Source organism: Arthrobacter rhamnosi, from assembly GCF_054510975.1.
The window spans coordinates 226,873-244,554 of sequence record NZ_JBTNDN010000001.1; the positions used below are offsets into that span (position 1 = coordinate 226,873).

Below are 17,682 nucleotides of genomic sequence, written 5' to 3' on the forward strand. Positions count from 1 at the left end.
GTGGGCAGGAAGCCGACCGGTTCCCGCAGCACCCCTGCCCTGGCCGTCCTCTCGGCGGCCGGCATCGCCTTCAGCGCCCGCCCCTACCAGCACGACGACGGCGCATCCTCCTACGGGCTGGAAGCCGCCGCTGCGCTGGGCGTCGACCCGGATCGGGTCTTCAAGACGCTGATGACGAGCGTCGACGGCTCCCTCGTGGCTGCCGTCGTCCCGGTCAGCGGCTCGCTCGATCTCAAGGCCCTCGCCTCCGCGCTTGGCAGGCGGAAGGCGGCGATGGCCGACCCGGCTCTCGCCCAGCGCCGGACCGGCTACGTCCTGGGCGGGATCTCCCCTCTCGGACAGCGGCATCCGTCCCCCGTGGTGATCGACGCGTCCGCCCTCGACCATCCCACGGTCTTCGTGTCCGGAGGCCAGCGGGGGCTGGACATCGAACTGTCACCTGCAGATCTCATCGTCGCCGCGCAGGCGCTCACAGCCCCCATCGCCGGGCCCTGACCGACCGGCCGGACCAAGCCCGCTACGCGCCGATCGGGACGGCCCCGCCCGACACCGTCAGGCCGCCGGTCGGCGGGATGTCGACCGTGATGACGGACGGGCGCCCGACGTCGGAGCCCTGGTGCACGGTGAGCGTGGCAGGGGGCGTGAGATCCCCCCGCGCGCGGAGGTAGGCGCCGAGTGAGGCGGCGGCTGAACCCGTCGCAGGATCCTCCCGGACGCCCCCGGGCGGGAACGGGTTCCGGGCCTCGAAGACGTCCGGGCCGAGCCGGTGAACGACGGCGACCGTCGCACCCCAGCCCTGCGCCATCATGAGCGCCTTGAGGCCGTCGTAGTCGTAGTCGAGGCGTCGCAGGACGGCTGCGTCGCGGACCGGAACGATCGGGTGGGTGTTGCCGGCGAAGGACAGCTGAACGGGCAGGTCGGCCGACAGTTCCTCCACGGTGAGGCGGAGGTGCTGCAGGAGCTCGTCCAGGATGTCGGCGTCGATCCCCTCCACGCGCGGCTCGACCGTCACGAGGGAGGCGACGAAGCGATCGCCCACCCGCGTGGTGCTCAGGTCGAGCGGGCCCACCGGCGTCGACAGGAGAATGTCCCCGGCGCCCTCGCGGTCGGCGAGCGCGACCCCGGTCGCGATCGTCGCATGGCCGCAGAACGGGATCTCGGCCTCGGGGGCGAAGTAGCGGACCGTCGCCCTGCCCGGCGAGCGACGCGAGACGAAGGCGCTCTCCGCGTAGCCGAGCTCGGCCGCGATCGCCTGCATCTGACCGGCCGAGAGGTCGTCGGCGTCGAGCACCACGCCGGCGGGATTGCCGCCGTCGGGGCGATCGGTGAAGGCCGCGTAGCGGAGGATCTCCATGAAGCGATGCTAGCGCCCGGTGGACTCAGCTCTCGACTGCCGTGGGATCGCCGGCGCGGGTGTTGGTCTTCCGGTTGATGAGCCACGTGACGAGCCAGAGGACGACGCCGATCGCCATGAGGCTGCCGGCGATCTGGTACTGGACGACGTCGCGCCCCACCCACGGGCCGGCGAGGAACGCGCACAGGAGTGCCGCCACGAGGGGAAGCGGGCCAGGGGACGTGAAGAACACCTTGCGGTTGACGTCCCTCTTGCGCCGCAGCACCAAGCAGGCCACGTTGACCACGGTGAAGACGCACAGTAGCAGGAAAGCCGTGGTGCCGGAGAGGTTGGCGACGATATTGCTGTCCGGGTCGCTGGTCACGTACAGGATCAGGCCCAGGGCGAGGATGGTCGAGAAGGCGATACCGGCCCAGGGAGTACGGCGGCCCGGCAGCACCTTGGCGAGCGGGCGCGGCAGGACGTCCTGACGCGCCATGCCGTAGATCAGGCGGCTGGCCATCAGCATGTTGATCAGGGCGGTGTTGGCGACGGCGAAGACGGCGAGGAACGGGAAGATCTTGTCGATCGGGAAGTCGGGCGATCCCTTGTGCACGACCTCGAGCAGGGCCGCGCCCTCGGCCTCCCGGATGCCTTCCAACTCGGTGGGGCTCAGCACCGTGACCACGGAGACCGCGACCAGCATGTAGAGGATGACGGCGATCCCGAGCCCGGTCAGCATGGTGCGGGGGAAGATCCGCTCGGGGTTCTGGACCTCCTCGACCATGTTCACCGAGTCCTCGAAGCCCACCATCGCGAAGAAGGCGATCGAGGTCGCAGCGGTCACCGCGAGGAACATGCCCTTGTCCTGGTAGTCGGTGAACACGAAGATCTCGCCCACGTTGCCGGTGCCCTGCGCCATGGCGAGGAAGCCGACGCCGATCACGATGCACAGCGCCGTCATCTCGACGAGCGTCAGCACCACGTTGAACTTGACGCTCTCACCCACACCGCGCAGGTTGATGACGGCCAGCAGCAGCATGAAGCCCAGGGCGACGGCGGTGATCACGCCCTGCCCGGGCATGCTCATCCAGCCGTTGACCTCGAGGCCGCCGAAGAAGTTCTGCGCCAGCACGTTCGCGGAGGTGGAGGCGCTGGTGATCCCCGAGCAGACGACGGCGAACGCCACCAGGAAGGTGACGAAGTGGATGCCGAACGCCTTGTGGGTATAGAGAGCGGCACCGGCGGCCTGCGGGTACTGCGTGACGAGCTCCAGGTAGGAGAAGGCGGTCAGCGTCGCCACGATGAAGGCGAGCAGGAAGGGTAGCCAGACCAGACCCCCGACAGTACCCGCCATGGTTCCCGTGACGGCGTAGACGCCCGCTCCGAGGATGTCGCCGACGATGAACAGGAGGAGCAGTTTCGGCCCGAGGACCCGTTTCAGCTCCGGCTCCCTCTGTGCCGTGGTTGCGTCGGACACGTGCTCGGCAGAAGTACTCATGCTCGGCCTTCCCTCGGGTTTTCCACCTCACTCTGGTACCGATCAGCCTCCTTAGCAAGGGGTGCGCCGGAGAGCGGCCCCTTCCCACCGATGATTTTCGGCCCTAGCATCCGTCCAAGAAGTACCAAGGGCCCACCGAGGCCATTCCAGAACAGGAGTACCGCCATGGCTACCAGCGTCTTCATCAACCTTCCCGTCAGCGACCTCGCCAGGTCCAAGGACTTCTACACCAGCTTCGGCTGGACCCTCAACCCGAACTTCTCGAACGACGACGCCGGTGCCATCGTCATCAGCGACACGATCTACGTGATGATCCTGACCCACAGCCATTGGGCGCAGTTCACGGACAAGCCGGTGGCCGATGCCACGGCGACCTCCGCCGTCATCAACGCCATCAGCGTGGAGGAACCCGCCCAGATCGATTCCCTCGTCGACCGGGCCGTGGCCGCCGGCGCGATCGAGGGAAAGGCGCAGGACCTCGGTTTCATGCGCTCCCGCTCCTTCGCCGACCCGGACGGTCACAGCTGGGAGATCCTGTGGATGGATCCCATCGCACAGACCGGCGACTGGGAAGCGGTCCAGGCCAAGTACGGGGAACAGCAGGCGGTCTGATCCCGCACGGACGGGTGGCCGCGGCCCGTCCCGGAGTCCCGGCGTAGGGTGGACGGTGGACGAAAGGAGCACGTCATGAAGAAAATCCTCATGATACTGACTAGCGTTTCCGAGATCGGCGATACCGGAGAGAAGACCGGCTACAACGTTGCCGAGGCGGCACACCCATGGAAAGTCTTCAAGGACTCCGGGCACTTCGTGGACTTTGCGTCCATCCAGGGTGGGCAGCCCCCGCAGGACGAGGTGGACTCGAAAGATCCTGTCCAGGTCGCTTTCACGGAGGACGAGACCACGCGCGCCGGGCTCTACAACACTGCCCGCGTCGACGTCGTCGATCCCGACCAGTACGACGCCGTCTACCTCGTGGGTGGCCACGGCACCATGTGGGACTTCCCGGACAGCGAGGGCCTGCAGAACCTGGTGGCCGGGGTGTACAACGCCGGTGGCCTCGTGGGCGCCGTCTGCCACGGACCCGCCGGCCTCGTGAATGTGGAGTTGGCGAACGGGTTCCGCCTCGTCGAGGGCCGCAGGGTCGCCGCCTTCACCAACGACGAGGAGGTCGCCGCAGGCAAGGACAAGGTCATCCCCTTCTTCCTGGCGGACCGGCTCGAGCAGCAGGGCGCTACCCACGTCTCCGCCCCCGTCTTCGAGGAGATGGTGGTGGTCGACGAACGGCTGGTGACCGGCCAGAACCCCGCTTCGGCCGCCGGCGTGGCCAAGGAGATGGAAAAACTCTTCGCGGAACTCATCCATCAGGAAAAAGCCGAAGTACAGCACGAGACAGAGGCCCTGCGCGCCGTGAAGGACGCCGAGAAGGCTGCGGCGGCAGGCGCTGAGCACAGCTAGCGCCGCGTCCCGCCGCGCCGTCGTGCACGGGTTTCAGCGCCTGAGTCGCGTGTCGTGCTGCGACACGCCGGTTATCAGGGACGGTGGCGCCGGAAACCCATGCACGACGGCGCCGGGACCACGCCTAGGGATGCTGGGGCAGGAATCACGGGTGCTGCGAGAACCGCCGCGGACCAGGGCCTGACACGCAACAGGAGCCGGTTCCGCGGGGGAACCGGCTCCTGTGCTGTGCGTGTCCTAGTTCAGCGTGACGTAGTCATCGAGCCAGTTCTGCACGACGGGGATGTCCACGCGCTGGTACCCGCCTAGGTACCGGCAGTTCGACGTGTAGCCATAGCTGGTGACGGCGACGAGGTAGCCGTCCAGGAAGACGGGGCCGCCCGAGTCACCGAAGCAGGTTCCGCCGCCGCCCCTGGTGTCGTTCGGGTTCCCCTGGAGCTGCAGGATCTGCGGCGTCAGCTTCTGTCCCGGGGACGTGGTGTTGCGACGGATGAGCGGGTAGGACATGGGCTGGGGCTTCTGCGGTCCGGCCTCCGGCTTGCGGACCTCCGTACCGTATCCGACGACCTCGAAGATGGTGCTGTTGAGTTTCGGTGACTTGAACTGGTCGAGGTAGTTGAGCGGAGCGACGGTCGCCGGCTCGATGCCCGTGACCGGCTCGTCCAGGACGATGACGCCGACATCGTTCCAGTTGGCGACGTCCGTGAAGTCCGAATAGGCGGGGTGGGTGGAGGCGGTACCCGAGAGATAGCCCGCGGCGGCGATCTCCGCGTCCGTGAAGCCGACGGAGGGATCCTTGGCGGTCGGGAACGGCGACGGTGGCGCCTCGGCCACGACGGAGTCGAACGTGACCAGGGTGCTCCCGACCGTGCCGTCGGTGCAGTGCGCGGCGGTGAGGAGGACCGTGGGTTCGATCAGGGTAGCGGAGCAGCGGAACCGTCCGCCGCTCTCGTCGTAGAAGAGGATCAGCCCGACATTGGGGTGATCCTCGCCATCCGGCTCGCCTCCCGTGATGGCCGAGGCGGGGGCCACTCCGGCGACCGAGAGGGCGATTGCCGTCGTGGCCAGCAGGGCGGAACTGCGGAGAAAACGTCTCATCATTGCGACCTTTCCAGGGGGTGTGGTGGGTCGAGAGTACAGCCACAACTTCACCAAGGCCACCATTCCGTTTCACCAAGGCCACCATTCCGCCTGAACCTCCGGGAAAACGGCGCCGACGTTCGCCGCGCGGCTGGAATAGGCTTGCCGGATGAGTCCCGCGCACGCCCTGTCCGAAACCCGCATTCGGGCGGAGCTCCGGTCCGCTCGCCGGGCGGGGACGCCGGACGCCGAGTGGGAGTCCTTCGAGGCGCGCTTCGACGCCGAGTTCCCCCGGCTGCAGTCGCTGTTCCACCGCATCTACGGCCCCGACGGGGACGCCGAACTGCTGCCGCTGGTACTCGATGCCGCGGCGTCCTGGCAGGAGCGCCCGCAGGACCTGAAGGCTCTCGACGCATCCCGGGCGATGGCGCCCGACTGGTTCTCCTCGAACCGGATGCTCGGCGGCGTCTGCTACGTGGACCTGTACGCGGGGAACCTGGCAGGGCTGCGCGAGCGCATCCCCTACTTCCGCGACCTCGGTCTGACCTACCTCCACCTGATGCCCCTGTTCCTGGCACCGGAGGAGAACTCCGACGGCGGGTACGCCGTCTCGAGCTACCGCGACGTCGACCCCGCAATCGGCACCATGGAGGAGCTCGCGGACCTCGCACGGGAGCTGCGCGGCAACGGCATCGCCCTCGTGGTCGACTTCATCTTCAACCACACCTCGAACGAGCACGAATGGGCGCGCAGGGCCGTCGCCGGTGACCCCGAGTATCGGGACTTCTACTGGATCTACCCGGACCGGGACATGCCCGACGCCTACGAGCGGACCGTCCGGGAGATCTTCCCCGACGACCACCCGGGCTCGTTCGTGCAGCTCGAGGACGGACGCTGGATCTGGGCGACGTTCCACTCGTTCCAGTGGGACCTCAACTACCGGAACCCGCGCGTCTTCCGGGCCATGGCCGGCGAGATGCTCTACCTCGCGAACCAGGGCGTCGACGTGGTGCGGATGGACGCCGTCGCCTTCATCTGGAAGCAGCTCGGGACCACCTGCGAGAGCCTCCCCGAAGCGCATCTCCTGCTGCAGGCCTTCAACGCCGTGTGCCGGCTCGCAGCTCCCTCGCTGCTGTTCAAGTCCGAGGCGATCGTGCACCCCGACGAAGTGGTGCAGTACATCGACCCGGGCGAGTGCCAGCTCAGCTACAACCCACTGCAGATGGCGCTGATCTGGAATTCGCTCGCCACGCGGGAGGTCTCCCTGCTCGCCCAGGCCCTCGAACGCCGGCACGACATCCCGGCCGGCACCGCCTGGGTCAACTACGTGCGCAGCCACGACGACATCGGCTGGACGTTTTCCGACGAGGACGCCGCCGAACTCGGCATCAACGGGCACGACCACCGCCGCTTCCTCAACGCCTTCTTCGTCAATCGGTTCCCCGACAGCTTCGCCCGCGGCGTGCCCTTCCAGGACAACCCCCGCACCGGGGACTGCCGTATCTCGGGCACCACGGCGTCCCTCGCCGGACTGGAGGCGGGCGACGGGGCCGCCGTCGCCCGGATCCTGCTCGCCCACTCGATCATCCTGAGCACCGGCGGCATCCCGCTGCTCTACCTCGGCGACGAGGTGGGCCAGCTCAACGACTACGGGTACCTCGACGATCCGGCCAAGGCCGAGGACAGCCGGTGGGTCGGCCGGCCCACCTACCCCGCGGAGCGCTATGCGACCCGGACGGACCCGACGACCGACGCCGGGACGGTCTTCCCGTGGCTGCGCCACCTCATCGACGTCCGGAAGAGCACGCCGGAGCTCGCCGGCGGACGCCTGCTGCCCTTCACCACGCACAACGCCCACGTCCTCGGCTACCAGCGCCCCGGCCTGCTCGACGGCGAGGAGTCCACCGTCGTCGTGCTCGCCAACTTCGCCGACACTCCGCAGCACATCAGCGCCGGGACACTCTCCGGCCTGCCGGAGAGCGCCCTCGAACTTCTCAGCGGAGAGCCCGCGCACCTGCGCACGGGCCTGACCCTCGAGCCGCACGGCGTGCGGTGGTTGAGGGTCTGAGGCCCGTCGAAGGCAGCCCGGGCCCTACGGCTGCCGGCGCGAGAACTCCCCGGCAGCCCGGACCTGCTCCGGTGTGGGCCGGACTCCGGTGTAGAGCACGAACTGCTCCTCCGCCTGCAGCGCGACGACCTCGGCGCCCGTGATGACCGGCTTGCCTGCCTCCCGGGCGGCGAGAATCAGCGGTGTCTCGGACGGGGAGGCGACGACGTCGAACACCACCTGGGCGGCGTCGATGGCGGACTGCGGGAACGCGAGGGCGTCCGCGTCCGCTCCTGCCATGCCGAGGGGGGTGACGTTGAGGATCAGGTCCGCCGTCGACTCCCCCACCTCCCGCTGCCAGTCGAAGCCGTAGAGCTCGCCGAGCGCCCGGCCCGTCCGCTCGTTGCGGGCCACGACCGTCACCCGGGTGAAGCCGGAGTCGCGCAGTGCTGCGACGACGGCCTTGGCCATGCCCCCGGATCCCTGCACGAGGACCGAGTGCGTCGTCGGTACGGCGTGCTCGCGCAGGAGCCGCTCCACCGCGAGGTAGTCGGTGTTGTAGGCGGTGAGGACGCCGTCGTCGTTCACGATCGTGTTGACCGAGTCGATGGCCTTCGCCGACGGGTCCAGGGCGTCCACGAGGGGGATGACGTCCTCCTTGAACGGCATCGAGACGGCGCAGCCCCGGATCCCCAGCCCGCGCAGACCGGCGATGGCGGCCGGCAGGTCCGTGGTGGTGAAGGCCTTGTAGATGTAGTTCAGCCCCAGCTCCTCATAGAGGTAGTTGTGGAAGCGCGTCCCGATGTTGCTGGGTCGCGCGGCCAGGGAGATGCAGAGGGTCATGTCTTTGTTCAGGATGGGCACCCGACCATTCTTCCAGCCGCGCGGTCCGCCGGGCCACCACAGCCGTCCTGCACCTGCCCGCCAGGCACTAATATTGGGACCAGTCTCTTCCGCGACGGCGCGATGCCGAGGCGCCCCCATCCCGCACCGTTCCAGGAGCAAGCCCTTGAAGATCGACTTTGCGCAGTCAGCCCAGTCAACGCTCGGCGTCGAGTGGGAGCTGGCCCTCGTGGACCGCTACAACGGCGAACTCGCCTCCGTGGCGAACGAGGTCCTGCGCGGCGTCAGTGCGAACCACCCGGAACTGCAGGACGACGACGAGCACCCGCACATCAAGCAGGAACTCCTGCTCAACACCGTCGAGCTCGTGACGGGGGTGTGCACCACCGTCGAGGAAGCGAAGGAAGACCTCTCGCGCTCGCTCGCCGCCGTCCGCGAAGTCACCGACCCGATGGGCGTGGAGCTCTTCTGCGCCGGATCGCACCCCTTCAGCGCTCCCCGTGCCCAGCAGGTCACGGACAAGGAGCGGTACGCGAAGCTCATCGACCGCACGCAGTGGTGGGGCCGCCAGATGGTCATCTACGGGGTGCACGTGCACGTGGGACTCGATTCCCGGGACAAGGCCCTGCCCGTGGTGGACGGCCTCACCAATTACTTCCCGCACTTCCAGGCGCTCTCGGCGTCGTCGCCGTTCTGGGGCGGTGAGGACACGGGCTATGCCTCACAGCGGGCGCTGATGTTCCAGCAGCTGCCCACGGCCGGCCTGCCGTTCCACTTCGACGACTGGGCCGGCTACGAGTCCTACGTCCAGGACATGTTCACCACGGGAGTGATCGACGCCGTCAGTGAGATCCGGTGGGACATCCGCCCCGTCGGCAACCTCGGCACCGTCGAGATGCGGGTGTGCGACGGGCTCTCGACCCTCCGGGACGTCGGCGCCGTCGCGGCCCTGACCCAGTGCCTCGTCCACGAGTTCTCGGAAACCCTCGACGCCGGAGGCAGCATCCCCACCATGCAGCCATGGCACATCCAGGAGAACAAGTGGAGGGCTGCTCGCTACGGGCTCGACGCCATCATCATCCTGGACGCCGAGGGCAACGAGAAGCTCGTCACCGAGCACCTCGTCGAGGTGCTCGACCGGCTCGAGCCGATCGCCGCGAAGCTCGGCTGCAGCAGCGAACTCGCGGATGTGGAGGGCATCCTGCAGCGTGGAGCCGGGTACCAGCGCCAGCGGCGGGTCGCGGAGGAGAACGACGGCGACCTCCGTGCCGTCGTGCTCGACATGGTGCAGCAGCTGCGCGACTAGGCGCCGGGCGGTCGGGGTGACGCGGCCGGGGTGACGGATCGATCAGCGCGACCGGGTCAGCGTGAGCCTTCGGTGAAGCGGTCGTCCGTCGTGGGATTGTCGGCAGGTGCGTCCTCGAGGCCGAGGTTCGCGGCGAGCGTCTTCGGGGAGGGGTTGTCCGCCGGGACGACCTGGTTGGCGATGAGGTCCACCTCGTCCGCCGCGGTCAGCGGCCCGTCCTGGATCTGGCCGACGTCGGTCGGATCGATCCCCTCCGTGCTGCCGAGATCCTTCATGTGGTGTTCTTCAGTCGGCTGGTCCATGCTCCGAGCGTAGGCGCCGCCGCTCCTCCCCCGCAGCGGAGGCTCCGGCCGCCGCAGCCTGTTGCGGGTCCCGTCCGCGCGGTGTACCGCAGGACCCCCGACGTCGGGGCGTCCCGGAGGGAGCCGGGCTCAGCGGTCCGGACGTATCAGCGCGTACCCGAAGGGCTCCAGCGTGAGGTCGCGGACCGCGGCTTCCGTGAGCACGTCCCGCCCCTGCACGTCGACGCGGACAGGCTCGGCACCGTGGTTGATGACGGCCAGCAGCGGCCCGCGCCGGATGGCTTCGACCATCGGTGGGAGTCCCTCGAGGACCGGCCGCACCTTCGCCGCTGCGAACAGGTGCCCGAGCACCTGCCGCGCGCCGTCGTCGTCGGGCACCGTGGCGAGGTAGTAGGCGGTGCCCGCCCCGGAGCGGCGCGAGGTCAGGGCGGGCCCGCCGTGCTGACGGCCTCCGTCGAAGGCCGCAAGGACCTCGGCGTCCACCACGTGCGCCTCTTCGGCGAGGAAGGACCCCGCGAAGCCGAACCCGTCGCCGGCCACCCGCGCGTGCTGCTGGCCGGGACCCGCCGAGCCCGGCGCGACGAGGGCACCGAAATCCTCGACGACGATCCCCAGCAGGTCCCGCACCTGCGTGCCGAAGCCGCCCGACCGGAAGCGGTCGTTCCCGTCCACGACGTCGCTGAAGGCTGTGACGAGCAGGTGCCCGCCCTGCTCCACGAATGCCGTGAGGTTCCCGGCGGACTCCCCCGTCAGCAGGTAGAGGTGCGGGGCGAGGACGACGTCGTACTGCGCGAGGTCGGCGGTGGGCGGCAGGATGTCCACCTGGACGTGGAGACGGTGTGCGGCGTCGTACCAGCCCCGGACGAGGGACAGGTAGTCGAGCGAGGTGGGGTGGTCCGGGTTCTCGATGGCCCACCAGTTCTCCCAGTCGAGCAGGAGAGCGACCCTGGCGGAGCCGTCGTCGGCCGGAAGGTCCGGCAGGCGGCCCAGTTCGCCGCCGAGTGCCACCACCTCCCGCCACGTACGTGTCTGCGTGCCGGCGTGCGGCAGCATCCCCGAGTGGAACTTCTCGGCCCCCGCCCGGGACTGCCGCCACTGGAAGAACAGGACGCCGTCGGCTCCTCGCGCCACGGCCTGCATGCTCTGCGCCGCGAGCTGCCCGGGCGCCTTCGGGGCGTTGGAGGGGCGCCAGTTGACCGCGTTGGAGGCCTGCTCCATGAGCAGCCAGGGCGTCCCCGGCTTGAGGGACCGCATCAGGTCGCCGTGGAAGGCGCCGTCGCGGAACCCCTCCGGATCATTGGGGTCGGGGTAGAGGTCGTCGCTGATGACGTCCAGTTCCGGCGTCCACTGGGCGTAGTTCACGGGCTTGAACGCTCCCATGAAGTTCGTGGTGACCGGCTGCGTGGCGCCGGCCGCGCGGATGATGTCCCGCTCCATCCGGTAGCACTCGAGGAGCATGTCGGAGGTGAACCGGCGGTAGTCGAGCAGCTGCCCCGGGTTGTGGCTGTAGGGGGCGTGGCGGGGCGGGAAGACCTCGGCGAAGGATCCGTACCGCTGGGACCAGAACATGGTGCCCCATGCCTCGTTGAGCGCAGCGACCGAACCGTACCGCGTCTCCAGCCAGCCGCGGAAGGCATCCCGGGCGGCATCCGAATAGTCCACGTTCAGGTGGCAGCCGTACTCGTTGTTCACATGCCAGAGGACGACGGCGGGGTGGCCTGCGTAGCGCTCCGCGATCCTGGTGACGAGTTCGGTGGCGAGCCTGCGGTAGGCGGGCGAGGACGGCGCATAGTGCTGGCGGCTGCCGTGCCAGTAGGGCGTCCCGTTCTCGTCCGCGGCCAGCATCTCCGGATAGGCGACGGTCGCCCAGGGCGGGGGCGACGCCGTCGCGGTCGCCAGGTCCACCGCGATCCCGCCGTCGTGCAGGAGGCCGATGACGCGGTCCAGCCAGTCGAAGTCGAACACGTGCTCGGACGGCTGGATGCGCGCCCAGGAGAAGATGCCGATGCTCACCATCGTGACCCCGGCCTCCTGCATGCGTGCTATGTCCTCGGGCCAGACCTCTTCGGGCCATTGCTCGGGGTTGTAGTCGCCGCCGTAGTGCACTCGGACTCCAGGGGTGGTCGGTTGGTCGGACAAGGTCTCAGGTACGGCGTCTCAGGTACGGCGTTTCAGATGTGGCGCTCGCGCACCGAGGTCGCGAGTGCCGCGAACACCAGGCACCCGACGGCCGGGACCACGAGCGGCGGCAGTTGCCAGGCGACGATCGCCGCGAGGGCGACCGCCGCGACGAGCCAGAGGACCCCCGCCGGATCACGGCGGACGTCGCGGACCCACTCCAGTCCGGCGGCCCGCCACGACCCCGCGGCGTGCCAGCGCGCCGTCGTTCCGGCGAGGCCCACCAGCACGGACGCGAGCAGGACGACGCCAAGCCCGAGGACGGCCTGCCAGCCCGGCAGGAGCCGGGAACCGGCGACGACGATGTCCAGCAGGAGGAGGGACACCACGACGGCGACACCCAGTCCCACGAGCCACCCGGTCCTCAGCGCAGCGGTGAAGTCCGCGGCGAACTGCCGGAGCGAAGAGTCCTCGGCCCGCAGGAAGCGGTGGAGGTGGGCGGATCCGGCCGCGAACGCCGCGGGGATCGTGACGATCCCGAGGCCGGCGATGCAGCACAGCACCCCCACCTCCAGGACCTCACCGAAGAGGGCGAACTTCGCGGTCGCCCCGGGCCAGCGCAGGCTGCTGCCGTCGGCGGCGGCTTCGCGCCCCCGAGCCGCCTCGCGCTGGCGCCGGCTCATCCCTTGAGGCCCTGGGTCGCGACGCCGTCGACGAGGAAGCGCTGGAAGAGGATGAAGAACAGCATGACGGGCAGGAGGGCGAGCACGGAGATCGCGATCGTCGCGCCGTAGTCCGAGGTGCTCGTCTGGTCGTTGAAGATGCGCAGGGCGAGCGGCAGCGGGTACTTCTCCGGCGAGTTCAGGTACAGCAGCGGGCCGAGGAAGTCGTTCCAGCTCCAGATGAACGCGAAGATCGACGACGTGATGAGCGCGGGCTTGATCAGCGGCAGCGTGATGGAGAAGAAGATCCGGCCGTGGCCGCAGCCGTCGATCCGGGCGGCCTCGTCCAGCTCACGCGGCAGGTTGCGGATGAACTGCACCATGAGGAACACGAAGAAGGCTTCGGTGGCGAGGAACTTGCCGGCCAGCAGCGGCCAGAAGGTGTCGATCAGCCCCAGGTTCCGGAAGATGATGTACTGCGGGATGATCAGCACGTGGAACGGCAGGAGCAGGGTGCCGATCATGGCGGCGAACAGGACCTTGCTGCCGCGGAAATTGATCCGCGAGAAGGCGTACGCGGCCATCGACGACGAGATGACGGTGCCGATGACCGCTCCGACACCGAGCAGCAGGGAGTTGAGGAAGAACTTCCAGGTCGGGATGCCGGCGATGCCCTGCATCACCTTGACGAAGTTGTCGAAGGTCGGGTTCTCGGGGAAGAAGCCCTGGTTGCTGCCGAACTCGGAGTTCGGCTTCAGCGAGGCGGAGACCATCCACAGCAGCGGGTACAGCACGAGCGCGGTCAGGGCGACGATGCCGATGATCCAGAGGATGGTCGGGATGTGGCGTCGCAGCGGGCGACGCCGGCGGGCCGACGGCGCGGGTCCGTCGGGATCCACGGGCACCGGGACGGCAGGGTTCGATTCGATGGTGGTCACTTGGAGTCTCCTGCGTAGTGGACCCAGCTCCTGGAGGTGCGGAACAGGATGAAGGCGAGGACGCCGACGGCGAGCAGCAGGACCCAGGCCATGGCGGACGCGTAGCCCATCTGGTTGTTGGCGAAGGCCCGTGTGTAGAGGTAGACCGTGTAGAAGTTCGTCGCCCCGCCGGGGCCACCGGTTCCTGAGCCGATGATGTACGCCGAGGCGAACACCTGGAAGGCGTTGATCATCTCGAGCAGCAGGTTGAAGAAGATCACCGGCGAGAGCATCGGCACGGTCACGCTGAGGAACTTGCGCCAGGCGCGGGCGCCATCCACCGAGGCCGCCTCGTACAGTTCGGCGGGAACCCCCTTGAGCCCGGCCAGGAAGATGACCATGGGGGCGCCGAACTGCCAGATGGCGAGGAGGATCATCATGGGCATGATGAGCGACGGGTTGCCGATCCACCCTCCGAGGTTGATGCCGAAGAGATTGAGCGTGCCGTCGACGGGCCCGTCGGTGGAGAACATCGCCCGCCACACGATGGCGATGCTGACGCTCGCTCCGATGAGGCTGGGGGCGTAGAACGCCGAGCGGAAGAAGCCGGTGCCGCGTGCCTTGTAGTTCAGGAGCATCGCGACGCCGAGTGCGGCTGCGAGCTTGATGGGCGTGCCGACGAGGACGTAGATCAGGGTGATTCTCACCGAGCTCCAGAACTTCTCGTCCCCGGCCATGCGGGTGAGGTTCTCGAGCCCGGTCCACTCGGGAGCGGTGAAGAGGTTGTAGTCGGTGAACGCCAGGTAGAGCGACGCCACCATGGGGCCGAGGGTGAGGCCGATGAAGCCGAGCAGCCACGGGGAGAGGAAGACGTAGCCCGCCACGGTGTCGCGGTTGCGGGAACGGCGGGGCCGGGGCGCGCCCGTCCGGCGGCGGGCCGCCGGACGGGCGCCGGATTCGGCGGTGCGGGCTGGTGCCGGCGCGTGCGCCGAGTCCGTTGTCATGATGGAGCTCCTTTGCCTAGCTACCGAGCGTGACGGACGCTTCGTCGAAGAACTGCTTCGCGGCGTCCTCCGGGGTGACGGCGCCCAGGCCGATGGACTTGCCGAGGTCCCAGAAGGTCTGCTCGATGGCGCCGAAGCCGGCGACGGGTGCGGCCGGAGCATCGCCCACACGGTCCGAGATGGAATCGAGGTAGTCCTTGACGGCCTTGTCCGGTCCTTCGAGGTTCGCACCCTCGAGCTGCGTCTCCGAGGCGGGGATGCCCAGTGTCGCACCGAAGATCTCGCCGACCTCAGGGCTGTTGATGAGGAAGTCGACGAAGGCCGCCGCTGCCTCGGGGTGCTCGGTCGAGGAGGATGCGGCCTGCATCAGGCCGACCTTGCGGTAGAGGTCCTTCTCATCCGGGTTGTCGGTGGGCGGGGCGACGAGGGTGATCTCCTCGGCACCGGAGTCGCCCAGGTACCCACCGAGGAAGTTGCTCCAGCTCATCTCGCTGGTGGTCAGGTTCCCACCGAAGCCGGAGACCGGGTTGATCTCCTCGAGCTTGCTCTGCGGAACCGTGACCTTGTCGCGGTTCTCCTGGCCCTCGGTCCAGTGCGCGGCGAGCTCCTCCTGCGTGAAGTTCAGCTTCCCGTCCTCGGTGAACAGCTCGCGGCCCTCCTGGCGCAGCTTCAGCTCGAGGTCCTGGATGCGCTGGGTGGTGTCGGTTCCTCCGTACACCTTGCCGCCGGTGGCCTCGGTCACGGATGCCATGTACGCGTCGTAGTCGTCCCAGCTCGTGCCGCCCTCGTAGGGCTCGACACCGGCTTCGGCGAGCAGTGCCGGGTTCTGGAACACGGACCACGCACTGTAGCCGGTGGGGATGGCGAACGTGCCGTCCTCGAGCTTGCCGGTGGACAGCAGGCTCTCGTCGATGGCGTCGGTGGTGATGCCGTTGCCGAAGTAGTCCTCGAGGTTCAGCAGCAGGCCGTTGTCGCCGTACTGGCGGAGGTAGGTGTAGTCGAACTGCATGACGTCCGGCAGCCCGCCGCCCGCAGCCTCGGTCTGGCGCTTCTCCCAGTACGAGGGGTAGTCGGTGAACGTGTCGTTGATCGTGATGTTCGGGAACTTCTCCTCGAACGCCGCGATGGCCTTGTCGTAGCGGGCGGCGCGATCGTCGTTGCCCCAGAACGTGTAGTTGAGGGTGATCTCTTCCTCGGTGTCCAGCGCTGCGGGTTCGCCACCGCCACCGCCGCAACCGGTCAGGGCCAGGCCGGTAACGGCCAGGGCTGCAACGCCTGTCAGGGTGCGCCGTGAGAGTGTGCGGAACATCTTTGTCCTCCTGGAAAACTTCTTCGTCAGCCATCGTGGGACGCCTTGGGAAAGCGTTATCCCACAGCGTAGGTTGAATCGTATCAATGGTCAACAGCCTGATCCCGGCGACCTTGTCCGCGCTCTATCTTCGCTTATCGAAGCCGTGAAAGGATGCACCCTATGCCTCACTTCGATCTCCCCCTGTCCGAGCTGCGCAGCTACCTGCCGGAGCGGGACGAACCCGCCGACTACGACGCCTTCTGGGACAAGACCCTCGCCGAGCAGCGCGTCCACGCAGCACGCCCGTCCTTCGCGGAGGTCGACGCGGGGTATACGCAGCTGATCACGGAGGACGTGACGTTCGCGGGTTACGACGGCCAGCCCGTCAAGGGCTGGCTGCTCACGCCACGCCACCTTCCCGGTCCCCTGCCGACCGTCGTCACGTTCATCGGCTACGGCGGCGGACGCGGCCTGCTCGGCGAATGGACGGGCCTGCCCAGCGCCGGCTTCGCGCACTTCGTGATGGACCTCCGCGGACAGGGCGCGGGACACCGGACGGGCGACACGCCCGACGGGCCCCTGGCGGGTCCGCACCTGGGCGGCTTCATGACGCTCGGCGTCGAGAACCCGGAGACCTACTACTACCGCCGGCTCTTCGTCGATGCCGTCCACGCCGTCGAAGCCGCCCAGTCGCACCCCGCCGTCGATCCGTCCCGCGTGGTGATCTCCGGAGGCAGCCAGGGCGGTGGCATCACCCTGGCTGCCGCAGCCCTCACGCAGCGGGTGAACGACACGCCGCCCGTCGGCGCCATCGTGGACGTCCCGTTCCTCTCGCACATGCGGCGCGCCACCGAGATCGTCGACACCGCTCCCTATTCCGAGATCGCGACGTACCTCGGAACGCGGCGGCACGCCGTCGACAGTGTCTTCCACACCCTCAGCTACTTCGACGGCGTCAACTTCGCGACACGCAGCACGATCCCCGCGATGTTCTCGGTGGGTCTGCTCGACGACGTCTGCCCGCCGTCGTGCGTGTTCGCGGCGCACAACCACTACGCCGGGCCCAAGCGCATGAAGGTGTACCCGTACAACGGGCACGAGCAGGGAGGCGCCTTCCAGGACGTCGAGCACCTCGCGTTCGTGCGGGAGCTCACCGGCTCCTGAGGCAGCGGTGACGTCCGACGTGGGCACCCCGGCTGCGGGTCGGCGCAAGGGGCCGGTCCGGGTCAGCGCATCTGGCCGGCGCGGTCCTGGAACCAGCGAATCAGCTCGCGCAGGGCGGCGACGGACTCCTGCGGGTCGTCCTCGCCCTCGATGTCCGAGAAGGTGGTGCGGTACCCGGGGATATCGTCCGCAGCCACCTCGGAGGCCGGCTCGTACGCCATGGTCCAGTCCGGGAACTTCCGTTCGTCGATGGTCTCCTGGAGAAGGATGTGGACGTCCAGGTGGCGTGGGTCGGCGGCGATGATGGACATGCGCTCACGCAGGACGTCGGCAGGGCCCTCGATGACCTGGAGGAACCGTCCGCTGCGGTAGAGCAGCATCCCCGTCAGCTGAGCACGGGCGTTGCTCTCCCGGCTGAGGGCCAGCAGGGCATTGAGCTCCTCGTCCCTGAACGGGTGCGCCGAGGTGCTCGAGTAGACGATCGACAGCAGGTCGTTGGGGGTTCGGCTCACACGCTCCAATCTACCGGCCGCGGGTCGGCCGAGCCCAGCGGCACGTCCTGGGTACGCACAGGCCTGCGGCACTCCCCCGGGCGGACCGGCGCCCGAACGCCGCGATCACGGGCACCTTCCGCTCCCGGCCGACGTCGGCGATGC

General features: G+C 68.6%; 17 protein-coding genes. 6 read left to right on the forward strand and 11 right to left on the reverse strand.

Annotated features, from left to right (window positions below):
- A complete protein-coding gene (gene ybaK / locus ACX80J_RS00985; RefSeq protein WP_459346521.1) occupies positions 1-495 on the forward strand; it encodes a Cys-tRNA(Pro) deacylase in 495 nt (164 codons plus the stop codon).
- Positions 496-517: 22 nt separating this feature from the next.
- Here ybaK and ACX80J_RS00990 read toward each other — a convergent pair whose 3' ends face one another.
- A complete protein-coding gene (locus tag ACX80J_RS00990; protein ID WP_459346522.1) occupies positions 518-1,354 on the reverse strand; it encodes a PhzF family phenazine biosynthesis protein in 837 nt (278 codons plus the stop codon).
- Between the two features lie 25 nt (positions 1,355-1,379).
- A complete protein-coding gene (locus tag ACX80J_RS00995; RefSeq protein WP_459346523.1) occupies positions 1,380-2,834 on the reverse strand; it encodes an APC family permease in 1,455 nt (484 codons plus the stop codon).
- A gap of 165 nt (positions 2,835-2,999) precedes the next feature.
- Between ACX80J_RS00995 and ACX80J_RS01000 the strand changes: the two genes are divergently transcribed.
- Both ACX80J_RS01000 and ACX80J_RS01005 read left to right on the forward strand, forming a co-directional pair.
- Positions 3,000-3,446: a VOC family protein gene (locus ACX80J_RS01000; protein WP_459343762.1), complete on the forward strand. Its 447-nt coding sequence runs from the start codon at positions 3,000-3,002 to the stop codon at positions 3,444-3,446.
- A gap of 75 nt (positions 3,447-3,521) precedes the next feature.
- On the forward strand, positions 3,522-4,292 hold the full coding sequence (locus ACX80J_RS01005) for a type 1 glutamine amidotransferase domain-containing protein (RefSeq protein ID WP_459346524.1): 771 nt from the start codon (positions 3,522-3,524) through the stop codon (positions 4,290-4,292).
- Positions 4,293-4,529: 237 nt separating this feature from the next.
- On the opposite strand, the gene ACX80J_RS01010 is transcribed toward ACX80J_RS01005, so the two are convergent.
- On the reverse strand, positions 4,530-5,393 hold the full coding sequence (locus ACX80J_RS01010; protein WP_459346525.1) for a S1 family peptidase: 864 nt from the start codon (positions 5,391-5,393) through the stop codon (positions 4,530-4,532).
- Between the two features lie 148 nt (positions 5,394-5,541).
- Here ACX80J_RS01010 and ACX80J_RS01015 point away from each other — a divergent pair, with 148 nt between their 5' ends.
- Positions 5,542-7,440 carry an amylosucrase gene (locus ACX80J_RS01015; RefSeq protein WP_459346526.1) on the forward strand — a complete coding sequence of 633 codons (1,899 nt, stop codon included), beginning with the start codon at positions 5,542-5,544 and terminating at the stop codon, positions 7,438-7,440.
- A 24-nt stretch (positions 7,441-7,464) separates the two neighbouring features.
- On the opposite strand, the gene ACX80J_RS01020 is transcribed toward ACX80J_RS01015, so the two are convergent.
- Positions 7,465-8,283, reverse strand: coding sequence for a shikimate 5-dehydrogenase (locus tag ACX80J_RS01020; protein ID WP_459343766.1), 819 nt, complete (start codon positions 8,281-8,283; stop codon positions 7,465-7,467).
- 145 nt (positions 8,284-8,428) lie between these two features.
- Here ACX80J_RS01020 and ACX80J_RS01025 point away from each other — a divergent pair, with 145 nt between their 5' ends.
- Positions 8,429-9,568, forward strand: a complete 1,140-nt coding sequence (locus ACX80J_RS01025; protein ID WP_459343767.1) for a glutamate--cysteine ligase — start codon at positions 8,429-8,431, stop codon at positions 9,566-9,568.
- 56 nt (positions 9,569-9,624) lie between these two features.
- Here the strand turns inward: ACX80J_RS01025 and ACX80J_RS01030 are convergent, their stop codons facing one another.
- The 6 genes from ACX80J_RS01030 to ACX80J_RS01055 all read right to left on the reverse strand — a co-directional run bounded on the left by ACX80J_RS01030 (position 9,625) and on the right by ACX80J_RS01055 (position 15,880).
- Entirely contained in the window at positions 9,625-9,870 is a 246-nt protein-coding gene (locus ACX80J_RS01030; RefSeq protein ID WP_459343768.1) for a hypothetical protein, read from the reverse strand.
- 129 nt (positions 9,871-9,999) lie between these two features.
- Complete coding sequence (locus ACX80J_RS01035; protein WP_459346527.1) at positions 10,000-11,976, reverse strand: beta-galactosidase; 1,977 nt, start codon at positions 11,974-11,976, stop codon at positions 10,000-10,002.
- A gap of 65 nt (positions 11,977-12,041) precedes the next feature.
- Positions 12,042-12,671, reverse strand: a complete 630-nt coding sequence (locus ACX80J_RS01040; protein WP_459346528.1) for a hypothetical protein — start codon at positions 12,669-12,671, stop codon at positions 12,042-12,044.
- Positions 12,668-13,579 (reverse strand): carbohydrate ABC transporter permease, encoded by a 912-nt coding sequence (locus ACX80J_RS01045; protein ID WP_459346934.1) that lies wholly within the window; start codon positions 13,577-13,579, stop codon positions 12,668-12,670. The genes ACX80J_RS01040 and ACX80J_RS01045 overlap by 4 nt, the downstream gene beginning before the upstream one ends.
- A gap of 5 nt (positions 13,580-13,584) precedes the next feature.
- Complete coding sequence (locus ACX80J_RS01050) at positions 13,585-14,571, reverse strand: carbohydrate ABC transporter permease (protein WP_459343771.1); 987 nt, start codon at positions 14,569-14,571, stop codon at positions 13,585-13,587.
- A 16-nt stretch (positions 14,572-14,587) separates the two neighbouring features.
- Positions 14,588-15,880 (reverse strand): ABC transporter substrate-binding protein, encoded by a 1,293-nt coding sequence (locus tag ACX80J_RS01055; RefSeq protein WP_459343772.1) that lies wholly within the window; start codon positions 15,878-15,880, stop codon positions 14,588-14,590.
- Between the two features lie 162 nt (positions 15,881-16,042).
- On the opposite strand from ACX80J_RS01055, the gene ACX80J_RS01060 reads away from it, so the two are divergent.
- Positions 16,043-17,026, forward strand: coding sequence for an acetylxylan esterase (locus ACX80J_RS01060; protein WP_459346529.1), 984 nt, complete (start codon positions 16,043-16,045; stop codon positions 17,024-17,026).
- A gap of 62 nt (positions 17,027-17,088) precedes the next feature.
- Here the strand turns inward: ACX80J_RS01060 and ACX80J_RS01065 are convergent, their stop codons facing one another.
- Positions 17,089-17,538, reverse strand: a complete 450-nt coding sequence (locus ACX80J_RS01065) for a BLUF domain-containing protein (protein WP_459343774.1) — start codon at positions 17,536-17,538, stop codon at positions 17,089-17,091.
- Positions 17,539-17,682: the final 144 nt, after the last annotated feature.

Excerpts from the sequence above, each read along its gene's own strand:
- ACX80J_RS00990 (WP_459346522.1), bottom strand. The coding sequence starts at position 1,354 with ATGGAGATCCTCCGCTACGCGGCCTTCACCGATCGCCCCGACGGCGGC.
- ACX80J_RS00995 (WP_459346523.1), bottom strand. The coding sequence starts at position 2,834 with ATGAGTACTTCTGCCGAGCACGTGTCCGACGCAACCACGGCACAGAGG.
- ACX80J_RS01000 (WP_459343762.1), top strand. The coding sequence starts at position 3,000 with ATGGCTACCAGCGTCTTCATCAACCTTCCCGTCAGCGACCTCGCCAGG.
- ACX80J_RS01005 (WP_459346524.1), top strand. The coding sequence starts at position 3,522 with ATGAAGAAAATCCTCATGATACTGACTAGCGTTTCCGAGATCGGCGAT.
- ACX80J_RS01010 (WP_459346525.1), bottom strand. The coding sequence starts at position 5,393 with ATGATGAGACGTTTTCTCCGCAGTTCCGCCCTGCTGGCCACGACGGCA.
- ACX80J_RS01015 (WP_459346526.1), top strand. The coding sequence starts at position 5,542 with ATGAGTCCCGCGCACGCCCTGTCCGAAACCCGCATTCGGGCGGAGCTC.
- ACX80J_RS01030 (WP_459343768.1), bottom strand. The coding sequence starts at position 9,870 with ATGGACCAGCCGACTGAAGAACACCACATGAAGGATCTCGGCAGCACG.
- ACX80J_RS01040 (WP_459346528.1), bottom strand. The coding sequence starts at position 12,671 with ATGAGCCGGCGCCAGCGCGAGGCGGCTCGGGGGCGCGAAGCCGCCGCC.
- ACX80J_RS01050 (WP_459343771.1), bottom strand. The coding sequence starts at position 14,571 with ATGACAACGGACTCGGCGCACGCGCCGGCACCAGCCCGCACCGCCGAA.
- ACX80J_RS01055 (WP_459343772.1), bottom strand. The coding sequence starts at position 15,880 with ATGTTCCGCACACTCTCACGGCGCACCCTGACAGGCGTTGCAGCCCTG.
- ACX80J_RS01060 (WP_459346529.1), top strand. The coding sequence starts at position 16,043 with ATGCCTCACTTCGATCTCCCCCTGTCCGAGCTGCGCAGCTACCTGCCG.